At 37.8% G+C, this 16,393-nt stretch carries 11 protein-coding genes, 5 pseudogenes and 1 other annotated feature; of the genes and pseudogenes, 15 read left to right on the forward strand and 1 reads right to left on the reverse strand.

Going from position 1 to position 16,393, the window contains the following annotated elements; all coding sequences use genetic code 11:
* Positions 1 to 132 precede the first annotated feature (132 nt).
* The 15 genes and pseudogenes from typA (at position 133) to ileS (ending at position 15,288) form a co-directional block, all read left to right on the forward strand.
* Positions 133 to 1,980 carry a translational GTPase TypA gene (gene typA, locus E3C75_RS06520; RefSeq protein WP_100262405.1) on the forward strand — a complete coding sequence of 616 codons (1,848 nt, stop codon included), beginning with the start codon at positions 133 to 135 and terminating at the stop codon, positions 1,978 to 1,980.
* A gap of 23 nt (positions 1,981 to 2,003) precedes the next feature.
* A complete protein-coding gene (locus E3C75_RS06525; protein WP_002950398.1) occupies positions 2,004 to 2,276 on the forward strand; it encodes a DUF3165 family protein in 273 nt (90 codons plus the stop codon).
* A 122-nt stretch (positions 2,277 to 2,398) separates the two neighbouring features.
* Positions 2,399 to 3,751 carry a UDP-N-acetylmuramoyl-L-alanine--D-glutamate ligase gene (murD, locus tag E3C75_RS06530; RefSeq protein ID WP_011225774.1) on the forward strand — a complete coding sequence of 451 codons (1,353 nt, stop codon included), beginning with the start codon at positions 2,399 to 2,401 and terminating at the stop codon, positions 3,749 to 3,751.
* 3 nt (positions 3,752 to 3,754) lie between these two features.
* Positions 3,755 to 4,825, forward strand: coding sequence for a UDP-N-acetylglucosamine--N-acetylmuramyl-(pentapeptide) pyrophosphoryl-undecaprenol N-acetylglucosamine transferase (locus tag E3C75_RS06535; protein ID WP_084828712.1), 1,071 nt, complete (start codon positions 3,755 to 3,757; stop codon positions 4,823 to 4,825).
* Positions 4,826 to 4,834: 9 nt separating this feature from the next.
* Positions 4,835 to 5,959 carry a cell division protein FtsQ/DivIB gene (locus E3C75_RS06540; protein ID WP_100262406.1) on the forward strand — a complete coding sequence of 375 codons (1,125 nt, stop codon included), beginning with the start codon at positions 4,835 to 4,837 and terminating at the stop codon, positions 5,957 to 5,959.
* 124 nt (positions 5,960 to 6,083) lie between these two features.
* On the forward strand, positions 6,084 to 7,460 hold the full coding sequence (gene ftsA / locus E3C75_RS06545) for a cell division protein FtsA (RefSeq protein ID WP_084828714.1): 1,377 nt from the start codon (positions 6,084 to 6,086) through the stop codon (positions 7,458 to 7,460).
* A gap of 28 nt (positions 7,461 to 7,488) precedes the next feature.
* A pseudogene (gene ftsZ, locus E3C75_RS06550) lies at positions 7,489 to 8,494 on the forward strand (cell division protein FtsZ); the annotation flags it as partial.
* Positions 8,495 to 8,652: 158 nt separating this feature from the next.
* Positions 8,653 to 8,811 (forward strand): annotated as a pseudogene (locus E3C75_RS12260) (cell division protein FtsZ); the annotation flags it as partial.
* A gap of 2 nt (positions 8,812 to 8,813) precedes the next feature.
* Complete coding sequence (locus E3C75_RS06555; protein WP_100262408.1) at positions 8,814 to 9,497, forward strand: YggS family pyridoxal phosphate-dependent enzyme; 684 nt, start codon at positions 8,814 to 8,816, stop codon at positions 9,495 to 9,497.
* A gap of 4 nt (positions 9,498 to 9,501) precedes the next feature.
* Positions 9,502 to 10,071, forward strand: a complete 570-nt coding sequence (locus tag E3C75_RS06560; protein WP_011681005.1) for a cell division protein SepF — start codon at positions 9,502 to 9,504, stop codon at positions 10,069 to 10,071.
* A gap of 3 nt (positions 10,072 to 10,074) precedes the next feature.
* Entirely contained in the window at positions 10,075 to 10,332 is a 258-nt protein-coding gene (locus E3C75_RS06565; RefSeq protein ID WP_011681006.1) for a YggT family protein, read from the forward strand.
* Positions 10,332 to 11,132, forward strand: a complete 801-nt coding sequence (locus E3C75_RS06570; protein WP_084828718.1) for a YlmH family RNA-binding protein — start codon at positions 10,332 to 10,334, stop codon at positions 11,130 to 11,132. Before E3C75_RS06565 ends, E3C75_RS06570 begins: the two co-directional genes overlap by 1 nt.
* A gap of 121 nt (positions 11,133 to 11,253) precedes the next feature.
* Positions 11,254 to 11,310: pseudogene (locus E3C75_RS12265) on the forward strand (hypothetical protein); the annotation flags it as partial.
* 65 nt (positions 11,311 to 11,375) lie between these two features.
* A pseudogene (locus tag E3C75_RS06580) lies at positions 11,376 to 12,050 on the forward strand (DivIVA domain-containing protein); the annotation flags it as partial.
* A gap of 187 nt (positions 12,051 to 12,237) precedes the next feature.
* Positions 12,238 to 12,449 (forward strand) — a binding site (T-box leader).
* A 49-nt stretch (positions 12,450 to 12,498) separates the two neighbouring features.
* The gene (ileS, locus tag E3C75_RS06585) at positions 12,499 to 15,288 is read left to right on the forward strand and encodes an isoleucine--tRNA ligase (RefSeq protein WP_133264042.1); all 2,790 of its coding nucleotides are present in this window, start codon (positions 12,499 to 12,501) and stop codon (positions 15,286 to 15,288) included.
* Positions 15,289 to 15,413: 125 nt separating this feature from the next.
* Here the strand turns inward: ileS and E3C75_RS06590 are convergent.
* Positions 15,414 to 16,285, reverse strand: a pseudogene (locus E3C75_RS06590) (ISL3 family transposase); the annotation flags it as partial.
* Between the last annotated feature and the right edge of the window lie 108 nt (positions 16,286 to 16,393).

A 16,393-nucleotide genomic window follows, 5' to 3' on the forward strand; every position in this document is an offset into this window, starting at 1 on the left:
TAAGGTGCGCCTAACCGGATAAGGGAAGGTAGCACTTTTTTGTTGAAAAACGTTTACAATTATCCAATCTCTGCCATTTTATTGAAAATGTGGTATACTTGAAAGGTTGAAATAAATAATAAAGAGGAAAAGATGACTAAACTTAGAGAAGACATCCGTAACGTTGCCATTATTGCCCACGTTGACCACGGAAAAACAACACTTGTAGATGAATTGTTGAAACAATCACACACCCTTGATGAACGTATGGAACTTGATGAGCGTGCAATGGACTCAAACGATCTTGAAAAAGAACGTGGTATTACCATCCTTGCTAAGAATACAGCTGTTGCTTACAATGGTACTCGTATTAATATCATGGACACACCAGGGCACGCGGACTTTGGCGGAGAAGTTGAACGTATCATGAAAATGGTTGATGGTGTTGTTCTTGTCGTCGATGCTTATGAAGGGACAATGCCTCAAACACGTTTTGTATTGAAAAAAGCTCTTGAGCAAAATTTGACACCAATTGTTGTTGTCAACAAGATTGATAAACCCTCAGCTCGTCCTGAAGAAGTTGTTGATGAAGTCCTAGAGCTATTCATCGAACTGGGTGCAGATGATGATCAATTGGAATTCCCAGTTGTTTATGCATCAGCTATTAATGGAACATCATCATTGTCTGATAATCCTGCCGATCAAGAGCACACTATGGCTCCAATCTTCGACACTATTATAGATCACATCCCAGCTCCTGTAGATAACTCAGATGAGCCACTTCAATTCCAAGTGTCACTTCTTGACTACAACGACTTTGTTGGACGTATTGGTATTGGACGTATCTTCCGTGGGACTGTAAAAGTTGGTGACCAAGTTACCCTTTCAAAACTTGATGGAACAACTAAAAACTTCCGTGTTACGAAACTCTTTGGTTTCTTTGGCTTGGAGCGTCGTGAAATTGAAGAAGCCAAGGCTGGTGACTTGATTGCTATCTCGGGTATGGAAGATATCTTCGTCGGTGAAACAATCACACCAACTGATGCTGTTGAACCATTACCAGTTCTTCGTATTGATGAACCAACACTTCAAATGACTTTCTTGGCGAATAACTCACCATTTGCTGGTCGCGAAGGTAAACACGTGACATCACGTAAAGTCGAAGAGCGTCTTTTGGCTGAGTTGCAAACAGACGTTTCACTACGTGTTGAACCAACTGATTCACCAGATAAATGGACTGTCTCAGGCCGTGGTGAATTGCACTTGTCAATCCTTATCGAAACAATGCGTCGTGAAGGATATGAACTTCAAGTGTCACGTCCAGAAGTTATCATCAAGGAAATTGATGGAGTGAAATGCGAACCATTTGAACGTGTTCAAATTGATACTCCAGAGGAGTACCAAGGCTCAATCATCCAAGCTCTTTCAGAACGTAAAGGTGACATGCTTGATATGCAAATGGTTGGTAACGGCCAAACACGCCTTATCTTCCTTGTGCCAGCTCGTGGACTTATCGGATTCTCTACTGAATTCTTGTCTATGACACGTGGTTACGGTATTATGAACCATACCTTTGATCAATATTTGCCGGTTGTTCCTGGTGAGATTGGCGGACGTCACCGTGGTGCTCTCGTTTCTATCGATACAGGTAAAGCGACAACTTACTCAATTATGCGTATTGAAGAACGTGGTACTATCTTTGTTAACCCAGGTACTGAAGTTTATGAAGGTATGATTGTCGGTGAGAATGCTCGTGAAAATGACCTTGGTGTTAACATTACTACAGCAAAACAAATGACAAACGTGCGTTCAGCTACTAAGGACCAGACGGCTGTTATCAAGACTCCACGTATATTGACACTTGAGGAATCACTTGAATTCTTGGATGATGATGAATACATGGAAGTAACACCTAAATCTATCCGCTTGCGTAAACAAATTTTGAATAAAGCAGAGCGTGATAAAGCTAATAAACGTAAGAAAAAAAGCAGCGGAAGCTGAGTAATTTTTAGAGAGGAGAAGAGATGTTTTATCTGATTGTTGCTATATTGATTGCTTCATTCTATTTCTTTATTGCACCAAAGTCGGTTAAAAACACTATGAATCTTCTCTTTGTCATGGCTACCTTAGCATTGCTCTTGCTTTTAGCAGTGTTATCAATCATTAAATTCTTCAGTTTACCTGGTGAGTTCTTTGTCACGGTAGGAATGTTTACATTGAGTTATTTCACCTTGAAAGATATTTTCGGCATGTCAGAGCCCAATCGTGATAAAGCTCAACAAGGCGAAAATAAGTAGCATGATATTAAAGTCAATCTGTTAGATTGGCTTTTTTCTGTAACTAGAAAATACTACTCCTTGAAATAGCTTGTGATAAAGGGTAAAATGATTATGATACAATTTGAGAGAATGGACGAATTATGAAATCAATAACACAATTGGAAAATAAAAAAGTTTTAGTCCTTGGTTTGGCTAAATCTGGTGAAGCAGCGGCTCGTCTTTTGGCTAAGCTAGGAGCTATTGTTACTGTTAATGATGGAAAAGCATTTGAGGAAAACCCATCGGCTCAATCACTTCTTGAAGAAGGCATTAAGGTTGTTTGTGGTGGACATCCTCTTGAACTTTTGGATGAAAATTTTGAATTAATGGTCAAGAATCCTGGGATTCGGTATGATAATCCAATGGTAGCTCGTGCGCTTGAAAAAGAAATTCCAGTTTGGACTGAAGTTGAATTGGCTTACCTAGTCTCTGAAGCACCAATTATCGGTATTACAGGCTCAAACGGTAAGACAACCACAACAACTATGATTGCTGATGTTTTAAATCATGGTGGAAAGTCAGGTGTCTTGTCTGGAAATATTGGTTTCCCTGCATCAGAAGTAGCGCAATCAGTGACAAATCAGGATACTTTGGTCATGGAGTTGTCTTCTTTCCAATTAATGGGAATTGAGAGTTTCCATCCACATATTGCTGTGATTACGAACTTGATGCCGACGCATATTGACTATCATGGTAGCTTTGAAGAATACGTAGCTGCCAAATGGAATATTCAAAACGAAATGACATCAGACGATTTTATTATTTTAAACTTTAATCAAGATTTGGCTAAAGAGTTGGCTACGCAAACAAATGCACAAGTCGTTCCCTTCTCAACTGTGGAAAAAGTAGATGGTGCTTATCTGGAAAATGGTGGCCTCTACTTCAAAGGTGAATTGCTAATGCATGCTGATGAACTTGGAGTTCCAGGAAGTCACAATGTTGAAAATGCCTTAGCGACAATTGCTGTAGCAAAATTGTCAGGTGTTTCAAACCAGGCAATTAAAGAAACTCTCTCAAGTTTTGGTGGGGTTAAACACCGTCTTCAATTTGTTGATACGATTGATGATGTAAAATTCTATAATGATAGTAAGTCAACAAATATTTTAGCGACACAAAAAGCACTTTCTGGCTTTGATAATAGTAAAGTCATTTTGATTGCCGGTGGTTTGGACCGTGGTAATGAATTTGATGAACTCATTCCTGATATTACTGGACTTAAGAAAATGGTAATTTTGGGAGAATCAGCTCCTCGTGTCAAACGTGCTGCAGACAAAGCTGGTGTAACCTATCTGGATGCCAAAGATGTGGCTGATGCGACACGCATTGCCTTTGAACAAGCTAGTGCAGGTGATGTTGTCTTGTTGAGTCCTGCTAACGCGAGTTGGGATATGTACAAGAATTTCGAAGTGCGTGGTGATGAATTTATCACAACTGTTGAGCGATTGAAGGGATAGGCTATGGCAAAATCGAAAAAGATTGTTTTTACTGGTGGAGGGACAGTTGGACATGTGACTTTAAATCTTATCTTAATTCCAAAGTTTCTAAAAGATGGATGGGAAGTGCACTATATCGGTGATAAACATGGTATTGAACACGAACAAATTGATAAGTCTGGTCTAGATGTAACCTTCCATAGTATCGCTACAGGTAAACTACGTCGTTATTTTTCATGGCAAAACATGTTGGATGTCTTTAAAGTTGGTTGGGGAATTCTACAGTCAATTGCAATTATTGCTAAGATTCGTCCCCAAGCACTCTTTTCAAAAGGCGGATTTGTATCTGTACCGCCAGTTATCGCGTCTAAATTATTAAGAGTCCCTGTATATGTTCACGAGTCTGATTTGTCTATGGGCTTAGCCAATAAAATCGCATACAAGTTTGCAACTACTATGTTTACGACTTTTGAACAATCAAAAACTTTGGTGAAGACACGGCATGTTGGTGCTATTACTAAGGTGGGTATGACAAGGTTTGATAATTCAGATCAACTAGATAAGATTAAAGAACAGTTTGATGAGAAACTAAAAACGGTCCTTTTTATTGGGGGATCAGCTGGTGCAAAGGTGTTTAATGATTTTATTAGCAAAACTCCAGAACTGATTGAGAACTATAATATCATCAATATATCTGGGGATTCCTCATTAAATACCCTGGAGCGTCATCTTTATAGAGTTGATTATGTGACAGATTTGTACCAACCTCTTATGGATATGGCGGATTTAGTTGTAACTCGTGGTGGTTCAAATACTATTTTTGAATTGTTGGCTATGAAAAAACTTCATTTAATCGTTCCTCTAGGAAAAGAAGCTAGCCGTGGGGACCAGCTTGAAAATGCTGACTATTTTGAAAGAAAGGGTTACGCTCGTCAATTGCAGGAACCGGAATTAAGTTGGGAGACATTAAAACACGAGCTCGAACAACTTGTTGAACATGCAGAGACTTACAAAGAAGCTATAGCTAAATCTGAGGAAATCACTTCTCCTGATGATTTTTATAACCTATTAGTGACTAGTATTTCAAATAAATAAAGGAATTTCATGGCAAAAAAGGATCAAAAATCACAAGAAAAAAAAGTTCTGACGGAGTGGCAGAAGCGAAATCTAGAATTTTTGAGAAAACAAGAAACCAAAGATTCAGAAGAGATGACTAACAAAACAGGCGTTCATCCAGAAAAAGCCACATCTCAGGAGAACAAAATACCGGTAAAAAAAAAGGTCAAGAAGAAAAAAAGAAAAAAAGTCAATACGACTAGCAACATTCCAATTGCACAACAAAATCTTGCAGGGCTTGTTATTTTTATAGCTGTGATTTTAATCGTATTTTCACTCTTCTTTATCTCGCCTTGGTCTAAGCAAAAGATTCTTACAGTATCAGGAACAAAAAATGCTCTACCGGAAGATGTGAAAGTTGCAAGTGGTATTCTTGATACAGATTATATTACTCACGTTTTTTTCAACCAAGAAGAGATTGCATCAACTGTTGAAAAAACCAACGTTTGGGTTAAAAAGGCTACGGTAACTTATAGTTTTCCAAATCAATTTAATATTGCAGTGAAAGAATATCCAATCGTGGCTTATCGTCAAACATCAAATGGATATGTTTCTATTCTTGAAAGTGGTAAGACTGGAGGGACTGTTTCAATAGGAAAACTACCAGATAAATTTATCACTTTAAAGATGGATGATGAAAAGAAAATTGAAGATTTAGTAAAAGAGTTGCATAAACTTGATAGTAAAATCAAGAATAATATTCAAATTATTAATTTAACGCCTACAAAAGCAACTACAGATTTGTTGACAATTGAGTTATATGATGGAAATTCTATTCGCGTTCCCCTCTCTCAATTAACGACTAAGTTACCTTATTACGAGAAAATTAAGAGTAAGCTTTCAAATGGATGTATTGTAGATATGGAGGTTGGCCTCTATACAACAACTCCTGAAGTAGAAGCATCAAAAACTGATAAGGATAGAAAGAAAGATAAAAGCAAGACAGATAAGAAGGAAGACAAAGAAATTTCTGACGAGGGTCAGGAAACAACGACACTAACTGAACAAAATACTGAGGAAGAAGCTAATGCTGAAAATTCAGATATTCAGGGAGTAGGAAAACCGACTGTTAATCAAGATAAAACTCTTCAACCTTCCCCCAGTCAAGGCTAATATTGAATAATAAAAACGTAAAATGCTGACATTTTACGTTTTTTTATGGTACAATAGTGTCTGAATAATTCTGTATTTATACAGTTTACAAAGATATTGAATGGAAAGATTGAGAGGTCAGTGAATGGCTAGAGATGGCTTTTTTACAGGATTAGATATAGGAACTAGCTCGATTAAGGTTCTTGTTGCTGAGTTTATTGATGGATCAATGAATGTCATCGGAGTAAGTAATGTTAAGAGTTCTGGTGTGAAAGATGGCATCATTGTTGATATTGACGCTGCAGCAAAATCAATCAAAACAGCTATTGAGCAAGCAGAAGAAAAAGCCGGTATTGTGATTGAACAAGTGAATGTTGGGCTTCCAGCCAATCTTCTTCAAATTGAGCCTACACAAGGTATGATTCCTGTAACAAGTGAATCAAAAGAAATCAAAGATGAAGATGTTGAAAGTGTTGTTCGCTCAGCCTTGACTAAGAGTATTACACCTGAGCGTGAGGTTATCTCACTAGTTCCTGAAGAATTTATCGTTGATGGTTTTCAAGGGATTCATGATCCTCGTGGAATGATGGGGATTCGTCTTGAGATGAGAGGCCTCATTTATACAGGACCAACAACAATTCTTCACAATATTCGTAAGACAGTTGAGCGTGCAGGTATTCAGGTTGAGAATATTATCATCTCTCCTCTTGCAATGACTCGTGCTGTCTTGAATGAAGGTGAGCGTGAATTTGGTGCTACTGTTATTGATATGGGTGGTGGTCAAACGACTGTTGCAACCATGCGTGCTCAAGAACTTCAGTTTACCAATATTTACCCTGAGGGTGGCGAATATATCACCAAGGATATTTCAAAAGTCTTAAAAACATCTATGCAAATTGCAGAAGCACTTAAGTTTAATTTTGGTAATGCTGACATTGAAGAAGCAAGTGAAACTGAAACTGTTCAGGTAGAGGTTGTAGGTGAAAATTCACCTGTTGAAATCACTGAGAAATACCTTGCTGAAATTATCTCAGCTCGTGTGAAGCATATCTTGGATAGAGTTAAACAAGACTTGACACGAGGTCGCCTACTTGATTTGCCTGGTGGCATTGTCCTTGTAGGTGGAACAGCCATCATGCCAGGTGTAGTTGAAGTTGCTCAGGAAATTTTTGAGACAAATGTGAAACTTTATATACCTAATCAAGTTGGCATCCGTAATCCAATGTTTGCAAATGTAATTAGTCTTGTTGAGTATGTTGGTCTCCTTACAGAAGTTGATATTATTGCTCAGCAAGCTGTGTGTGGTGAAGAGTATCTTCGTCGTAAACCTATCGACAATGAGGCGCCTACCTTGAGTTTTGATAGAACTCATACTCCAGCACCTCGAGTGACGCCACAACCAAATCGTATTCCAGTTGAGAATACCGTCGAGGTACCTCAACCGGTTGATGGAGAAAATCATGAACAAAAACAAAAACTTGGAGATCGTGTTCGTGGAATCTTCGGAAGTATGTTTGATTAATTGAATCTAGTAAAAGCGAGGAAATAAAATGAGTTTTTCATTTGATAGCGCATCAGTTCAGGGTGCGGTAATTAAAGTTATCGGTGTCGGTGGAGGTGGAGGAAATGCCATCAACCGAATGATTGAAGAAGGTCTTTCTGGTGTTGAATTTATTGCAGCTAACACGGATATTCAAGCGCTCAGCTCTTCTAAAGCAGAAACAGTTATCCAATTAGGTCCTAAATTGACTCGTGGTCTTGGTGCTGGAGGTCAACCTGAAGTTGGTCGTAAAGCAGCTGAAGAAAGTGAAGAAACACTTACAGAGGCACTTACAGGAGCTGATATGGTATTTATCACTGCTGGTATGGGTGGTGGTTCTGGTACAGGGGCAGCACCAGTTATTGCACGTATTGCTAAAAGCTTGGGTGCATTGACAGTAGCAGTGGTTACGCGTCCATTTGGATTTGAAGGTAATAAGCGTAGTACCTTCGCTATTGAAGGTATTCAAGAATTGCGTGAACAAGTTGATACTCTTCTTATTATCTCTAACAACAACCTTCTTGAAATCGTTGATAAGAAAACTCCACTTCTTGAAGCCCTTAGTGAAGCAGATAATGTCCTACGCCAAGGGGTACAAGGTATTACAGACCTTATTACCAACCCAGGTTTAATCAACCTCGATTTTGCTGATGTGAAAACAGTTATGGCAAATAAAGGCAATGCGCTTATGGGGATTGGTATTGGTTCTGGTGAAGAACGTATTGTTGAAGCTGCACGCAAAGCAATCTATTCACCGCTTCTTGAAACAACTATCGATGGTGCAGAAGATGTTATCGTTAACGTAACTGGTGGCCTTGATATGACACTTACAGAGGCAGAAGAAGCATCTGAAATCGTTGGTCAAGCTGCTGGTAACGGTGTTAATATTTGGCTTGGTACATCAATCGATGATACTTTGAAAGATGAAATTCGTGTAACGGTTGTTGCAACGGGGGTTCGTCAAGAGCGTGCTGAAAAGGTATCTGGTATGAAAGCTCAACCACGCAAAGTGACTACAGCTCCTTCACAATCGTCAGTTCCTAATCAGCAAGTTGCTCAAGAACAACAACGTCTAGGTTCTCAAGCTTCATTTGAACGTCAACCGAATTTCGACTACAATGAAACACATTCAATGTCACAACCAGGCGTTCGTCCAACTGTGGCAGCACCTCAACAAGAGCAATCAGCTTTTGGAAACTGGGACTTGAGACGTGATAATATTTCTCGTCCTAAGACAGGTGAACTTGATAGTCAATTGACTATGTCTACATTCTCAAGTGATGTTGAAGATGACGATGAATTGGAGACACCACCATTCTTTAAAAACCGTTAATAATGACTATAGAAGAAAATAAAAATGATGTTTATCAGGCGGTGAAGAGAGCATGTGAAAAAGCTAATCGCTCTAGCGAAGAAGTCAATATAATTGCCGTAACTAAGTATGTTTCAAGTAAAATCGCTGAAGAATTGGTTGAAACGGGAATTAAACACATTGCTGAAAACCGTGTTGATAAATTTTTAGATAAGTATCAGGCGTTAAAAAAATATGATTTGACATGGCACCTTATTGGTAGCCTACAACGTCGAAAAGTAAAGGATGTTATTAATTTAGTTGATTATTTTCATGCTTTGGATTCTGTTAAATTGGCAGAGGAAATTCAAAAGCGTGCGGATCATACCATTAATTGCTTCCTCCAAGTTAATGTTTCAGGTGAGGAGTCGAAACATGGTTTTTCACCTGAAGAACTTGACACTGTTCTAAATCAAATTAAAAATCTTGATAAAATTTGTATAGTAGGGCTAATGACTATGGCTCCAATTGATGCGAATACTCAAGAACTTGATAAGATTTTTGCTGAGACAAATGAACTTAGACAATCAATTCAAGATAAAAAACTAAAGAATGTTCCTTGTGATCAACTAAGCATGGGTATGAGTCGAGACTATGACATGGCTATTCAGAATGGATCAACCTTTGTTAGAATAGGCAGTGCATTCTTTAAAGAGAACGGAGAATAACCTTATGGCAATAAAAGATGCAATTGAAAAAATTGTTTCATATTTTGATGCCGACGAAGTAACAGATCATGAAGATGTTGCTAAAGAACGTCCAGTTAAAGTACAGAAAACTGAGCAGACACCACCTCAACAGCAACGTAAACCTGAGCGTCCTCAGGAAACAGTCCCTCCTCGTCGCCAACATATCAAATCAGACGTACAGAAAACTCAAGTCCTTCGTAGTTTACCTTTGAGTCGATCACAAGTTAATCAGGGATCCCAACAAATGAATACAACTAAAACTACTATTGCAATTAAATATCCTAAAAAATATGAAGATGCTCAAGAAATTGTAGAACTTTTGATTGAAAATGAATGTGTTTTAATTGATTTTCAATATATGTTAGAAGCACAAGCTCGTCGTTGTTTAGATTTTATTGATGGTGCTAGCAAGGTACTTACAGGAAACTTACAAAAAGTTGGTTCTTCCATGTACTTGCTCACACCAATCAACGTTGTTGTTGACATCGAAGAGATTAGTTTGAGTCATGGAAATCAAGAATCTACTTTTGACTTCGACATGAAGAGACGTTAAGCCATGTTTGTATTACTATATGTTATTTGGGCACGTGTTGTTAACTTGGTAGAGATACTCCTTGTAATCTATGCTTTGTTATCTTGGTTTCCAGGAGCTTATGATACAGCTCTTGGGAAGACTATTAGACAAATTGTTCAGCCAATTCTTGCACCATTTCGTAGGCTGAATTTGGTTTTTGCTGGTATTGATTTTTCAATTATCGCAATTATACTTTTGTTAAATTTCTCTCTTAGTATTCTTAAGGTTGTCCTATTTTGATGTTTGAAGCAAAAAATATTGAACAACATTACTCGTTAGAAGAACGTCTTTTTTTAGAAAAGGTTAGGGGATTTTGTCAATTAGTTGAAGATCGGTATAGCCCATATTTGACTGATTTCTTAAATCCTCGTGAAATCCAGATTGTCAAAGATTTAGCAAATTACTATAATTTAAAATTCTTTGTAAGTTCAACTTTTGATAACGAAGAGTATGGAAGAGTGATTCTTGCTCCGGATTATTATGAGCTTGATGAAGATGACTTTGAAATTAAACGATTAGAGATTTCTTATGCTAGACAATTTAATAAATTGACACATCCCAAAATTTTAGGCGCACTGCTTAATCAACTTGGTCTTGAACGTCAAGTATTTGGAGATGTTATTCTTGATGAAGAAGGCCGAGTTCAATTTAACATTGCTTCTCATCTAGCAAGCTATGCAATAATGACTATTACTAAAATCGGTAGGGTTTCGGTTACGCTTAGAGAAGTAAGTAAAGATAATTGGATTTCCAATCAAGAAAAATATTCTCAATCTTTTGTCTTGCTTTCTAGTATGCGTCTTGATAATGTGTTATCTACAGTATTAAAAACATCGCGTTCAAATGCTTTAAAGCTAATTGCTTCAGGCAAAATCAAACTTAATTATAGGCAAATTGAGAAATCTGATCAGATAATATCTATTGGTGATATGATTTCAGTTAGAGGTTTTGGCCGATTTCGTCTAGGGCAACAAGAAGGAATTTCTAAATCAGGAAAAGCCAAGGTCGTCATCGACAGTCTTCTAAGACGACAAAAGTAGGTATTTAATTTAAAAGCATCAGAGATGCTAATGAAACTTGAGGAGATCTGTAATGACAATTATAGTTCTTGATATTATCGAAAAATAGTTTACAACTAAATTTTGTGGATATAATGAACAAGAAGTAGATGATTTTCTCGATATTATTGTAGATGGTTATGAAGATTTAGTTCATTGAAATCGTGAACTTGTTGCTCATGTAAAAGAACTTGAAGAAATGGTAAAAAATAAAGGAGGCCTGTAATGGCAATCACAGCACTTGATATTAAAGATAAACAGTTTACCACTAAATTTCGTGGATACAATGAACAAGAAGTAGATGAATTTCTTGATATTATCATAGATGATTATGAAGATTTAGTTCGTGACAATCGTGAACTTACTACTCGTGTAAAAGAGCTTGAAGAAAAATTGGCTTATTTTGATGAAATGAAAGAATCATTGAGCCAGTCAGTTATCTTGGCTCAAGAAACAGCTGAAAAAGTTAAAGCTTCAGCAGCAGATGAATCAGCTAACTTGATTAACAAAGCCAACTTTAATGCGACACGCTTGATCGAAGAAGCTAAATCTAAGGCATCTGAAATTCTTCGTGATGCTACAGATGAAGCAAAACGTGTTGCTATTGAAACTGAAGAGCTTAAACGTCAAAGTCGTGTTTTTCACCAACGTCTTTTGGCTGCAGTTGAAGGTCAACTTAGCTTAGCAAGTGCTCCAGAGTGGGAGGAATTGTTGCAACCAACAGCTATTTATCTGCAAAACTCAGATGTTGCCTTTAAAGAAGTTGTTGAAAAAGTGCTGGATGAACATATTCCAGATTCAAACGATGCCGCTTCATTCGATGCGACTCGTCAATTCACTCCTGACGAAATGGCTGAACTTCAACGTCGCGCTGCTGAAAGCAATAAACAAGTTAAAGATTTCTCTAATTCAGATGTTGACGAAACAAATGATATTACTTCAACTCCAGTATATTTTGGTATTGAAGATTCATTCGAAAGTGAAGTAGCTAATTTTCCAATTTCTGCACCTGTAGACGAGGACAATGATTCGGAACAAGAAGCAACTGTTGAAAAAGATCTTAATGAAACACAAACTTTTAAATTAAATATTAGCGAATAAGAAAAATAAAACTTTCCAAATATATTAACAGCGAGTGGGAGATGGTGTGAGTCCTACATTCCCTATTTGGGTAGTTATCATTTTCTAGCGTTCTAGCTGAATTAAGTAAGCTAGAAGGATGGTCCTCCTTACGGACATTTGAGGGAGCAATGTTACTTGCTCTAAACTAAGGTGGTACCACGAGCTTTCGTCCTTTTTTGATGAAGGCTCTTTTTATTTAGTATAAAAAAATTAAAGAGGAGATATAATGAAACTTAAAGAAACATTAAATCTAGGTAAGACAGCTTTTCCAATGCGTGCTGGACTTCCTAATAAAGAACCAATCTGGCAAAAAGAGTGGGAAGAAGCGAAAGTGTATCAACGTCGTCAAGAGTTGAATCAAGGTAAACCACACTTCACACTTCATGATGGCCCTCCTTATGCCAATGGTAATATTCACGTGGGTCATGCGATGAATAAAATTTCTAAGGATATCATTGTTCGATCTAAATCAATGTCTGGTTTCTATGCTCCATTTATTCCTGGGTGGGATACACATGGTTTGCCAATTGAACAGGTATTGGCTAAGCAAGGCGTAAAACGTAAAGAACTTGATCGCGCTGAATACCTTAAGATGTGTCGTGATTATGCACTCTCACAAGTTGATAAGCAACGTGAAGATTTCAAACGTCTTGGTGTTTCAGCTGATTGGGAAAACCCTTATGTTACCTTGACACCAGACTATGAGGCAGCCCAAATCCGTGTCTTTGGCCAAATGGCTAAAAAGGGTTATATCTATCAAGGTGCGAAACCTGTATACTGGTCATGGTCATCAGAATCGGCACTTGCTGAAGCAGAGATTCAATATCATAATTTGGTTTCAACATCTCTTTACTATGCCAATAAGGTTAAAGATGGTAAAGGTGTTTTAGATACTGATACTTATATTGTTGTTTGGACTACAACACCATTTACAGTGACAGCCTCACGTGGTTTGACTGTAGGTGCAGATATTGAGTATGTTCTTGTAAAACCTGCTGGAGAAACTCGTAAATTTATTGTTGCTTCTGAATTGCTAAATAGTCTTTCTGAGAAATTTGCTTGGGAAGAAGTAGAAGTTCTTAATACTTACCGTGGTGATGAATTAAATCAAATCGTTACAGAGCACCCTTGGGACAGTGAAGTTGATGAACTTGTAATTCTTGGTGAGCATGTTACAACAGACTCTGGTACAGGTATCGTCCATACAGCTCCTGGGTTTGGTGAGGATGACTATAACGTAGGTGTTGCTAATGGTCTTGAGGTTGTAGTAACTGTTAACGAACGTGGAATCATGATGGAAAATGCCGGTCCTGATTTTGCTGGTAAATTCTACGATAAAGTAGCTCCGATTGTTATGGAGAAACTTGGAGATTTACTTCTTGCGAAAGAAGAAATCTCTCACTCATACCCATTTGACTGGCGTACTAAGAAACCAATCATCTGGCGTGCAGTGCCACAATGGTTTGCATCTGTTTCTAAATTCCGTCAAGAAATCTTGGATGAAATTGAAAAAGTTAAATTCCATTCTGAGTGGGGTAAAGTTCGTCTTTACAACATGATTCGCGACCGTGGTGACTGGGTAATTTCTCGTCAACGTGCTTGGGGTGTTCCACTCCCAATCTTCTATGCTGAAGATAGAACACCAATCATGACTGAAGAAACGATTGAACATGTAGCTAAACTTTTTGAAGAGCATGGATCAGTTATTTGGTGGGAACGTGATGCCAAAGATCTTCTTCCAGAAGGTTTTACACATCCAGGTTCACCAAATGGTGAGTTCACTAAAGAAAATGATATTATGGATGTGTGGTTTGACTCAGGATCGTCATGGAATGGTGTTGTTGTAAACCGTCCAGAGTTAACATATCCAGCTGATCTCTATCTCGAAGGTTCAGACCAATACCGTGGTTGGTTCAACTCATCACTTATCACCTCAGTTGCCAACCATGGTGTTGCACCATATAAACAACTCTTGTCTCAAGGTTTTGCACTTGATGGTAAGGGTGAAAAGATGTCCAAATCTCTTGGAAATACAATTGCTCCTAGTGATGTTGAGAAACAATTTGGTGCTGAAATTCTTCGTCTTTGGGTAACAAGTGTAGATACTAGCAATGATGTTCGTATCTCAATGGATATCCTTAGCCAAGTATCAGAATCTTATCGTAAGATTCGTAACACACTTCGTTTCTTGATTGCTAATACTTCTGACTTCAATCCAACAACTGATGCAGTAGCATTTGAAGATTTGCGCTCTGTCGATCAATATATGACTATTCGTTTTAACCAATTGGTTAAGAGTATTCGTGATGCCTATGAAAACTTCGAATTCTTGACTATTTACAAATCTTTAGTTAACTTCATTAATGTTGAATTGTCAGCCTTCTATCTTGATTTTGCCAAAGATGTCGTTTACATTGAGAGTGCTAAATCACTTGAACGTCGTCAAATGCAAACAGTCTTCTACGATATTCTTGTTAAGATTACAAAACTCTTGACTCCAATCCTTCCTCATACTGCAGAAGAAATTTGGTCATATCTTGAATTTGAAAATGAAGACTATGTTCAATTGTCAGAGTTGCCAGAAGCAGAAGACTTTGCTAATCAAGATGCACTTCTTGAAAAATGGAATGCCTTCATGGACTTCCGTGGAAAAGCTCAAAAAGCTTTGGAAGAAGCTCGTAATGAAAAAGTTATTGGTAAATCGCTTGAAGCTCATTTAACTATCTATCCAGATGCTGAAGTAAAAGAACTTCTTGAAAGTTTGAATACTAACCTTGCTCAACTTTTGATTGTTTCAGCTCTAACTATTGCTGAAGGAGATGTTCCTGAATCTGCTGTAAGATTCCAAGGTGTTTCATTCACAGTAGAACGTGCTGAAGGTGAAGTATGTGACCGTTGTCGTCGTATTGATCGAACTACTAAAGAACGTAGCTACAACGCGACTATCTGTAATCACTGTGCTAGCATTATCGAAGAAAACTTTGCTGAAGTTGTGGCAGAAGGTTTCGAAGTTTAAAGCAAAATAAGCTAAAAAGAGTTGCTCTTTGTTAGCTGTAGTGGGTGACGAAAAGATAACATCTAGAGAGGACCATATAGGTCTTCTCTTTTTGAATGTTCAGAGTGATGAAAACACGCTTCCTAAAGGTGATAGAGGTTGTGATAATTAGCGAACTCTTCTGAGAAATCCAGTGTCTTCTCAAGGACTTCATGTGGGTTTAAGGTTTGACAAAAGGTTTTCGAATGAAATGATTTACAAGATAACTTACGGCTGTCCTTTTGAGAGAGTCACCAGTGATTTTTTTAATCTCAATAAGGTAGTGAATTCTTATTAAACTGGTTCATAATGGCAATTCTTTTCTTTAAAAAGGCTCGATCAAGCTGCTGGATGATGTGGAAACGATCAATAATGATATTTGGGCATTTAGAAAAAGTCTTCGAACTAGTGGCATATAAGCTCCTGACATATCCATCGTGATAAACCTTACCTTTTGGCGTACTTTCAATGGATACTTCAAAAAGAAGTTTCGAATAGTGGTTTGGCGGCGATTATCGAGGATGGGTATGAGTTTGTTGTTCTCATAGTTTTGAGGCACAAAAGCGAATTCACCTTTCTTGAAACTAAACTCATCCCAGGACATAACAGCTGGTAGTTTGTCATAATGTTCCTTGAAATTAAACTGGTCAAGTTTGCGATAGACAGTGGTCGTTGATACATGAAGTCTTCTGGCAATATCCGTGAGTGACATCTTCTCAGTGAGGAGTTGTGAGACCTTTTGTCGGCCTAGATTTGAAATTTGGTGGTTTTTCTCAACGATATATGTCTCAGACCCCGTGACTTGCCTACAACTTTCACACTGGAAGCGACGCTTTTTAAGACATAGTAGTATTGGTATTCCAGTTTTGCTTGAACCTCGATATGAGTATCCGTTTCAAAAACAAGAGAAATAATGATGTTAGGGTCTTTAATTCCGATTAATTCCGATTAATTTTGTGGTATTCTTCATAAGTCTCATAAGTTCTTCCTAATGATGGTTTTGTCGCTCTTCATTATAGTTCTTATGGGACTTTTTGTGTATACTTAAAAAGCTCTATAATCTCTACAGTGGTTTTACCCACTACAG

The sequence above is a fragment of the Streptococcus thermophilus genome (assembly GCF_010120595.1).
Classification (GTDB): domain Bacteria; phylum Bacillota; class Bacilli; order Lactobacillales; family Streptococcaceae; genus Streptococcus; species Streptococcus thermophilus.

Bases quoted from the DNA above. Each gene is read 5' to 3' on its own strand.
- typA (WP_100262405.1), top strand. From the start codon at position 133: ATGACTAAACTTAGAGAAGACATCCGTAACGTTGCCATTATTGCCCAC.
- E3C75_RS06525 (WP_002950398.1), top strand. From the start codon at position 2,004: ATGTTTTATCTGATTGTTGCTATATTGATTGCTTCATTCTATTTCTTT.
- murD (WP_011225774.1), top strand. From the start codon at position 2,399: ATGAAATCAATAACACAATTGGAAAATAAAAAAGTTTTAGTCCTTGGT.
- E3C75_RS06535 (WP_084828712.1), top strand. From the start codon at position 3,755: ATGGCAAAATCGAAAAAGATTGTTTTTACTGGTGGAGGGACAGTTGGA.
- E3C75_RS06540 (WP_100262406.1), top strand. From the start codon at position 4,835: ATGGCAAAAAAGGATCAAAAATCACAAGAAAAAAAAGTTCTGACGGAG.
- ftsA (WP_084828714.1), top strand. From the start codon at position 6,084: ATGGCTAGAGATGGCTTTTTTACAGGATTAGATATAGGAACTAGCTCG.
- E3C75_RS06555 (WP_100262408.1), top strand. From the start codon at position 8,814: ATGACTATAGAAGAAAATAAAAATGATGTTTATCAGGCGGTGAAGAGA.
- E3C75_RS06560 (WP_011681005.1), top strand. From the start codon at position 9,502: ATGGCAATAAAAGATGCAATTGAAAAAATTGTTTCATATTTTGATGCC.
- E3C75_RS06565 (WP_011681006.1), top strand. From the start codon at position 10,075: ATGTTTGTATTACTATATGTTATTTGGGCACGTGTTGTTAACTTGGTA.
- E3C75_RS06570 (WP_084828718.1), top strand. From the start codon at position 10,332: ATGTTTGAAGCAAAAAATATTGAACAACATTACTCGTTAGAAGAACGT.
- ileS (WP_133264042.1), top strand. From the start codon at position 12,499: ATGAAACTTAAAGAAACATTAAATCTAGGTAAGACAGCTTTTCCAATG.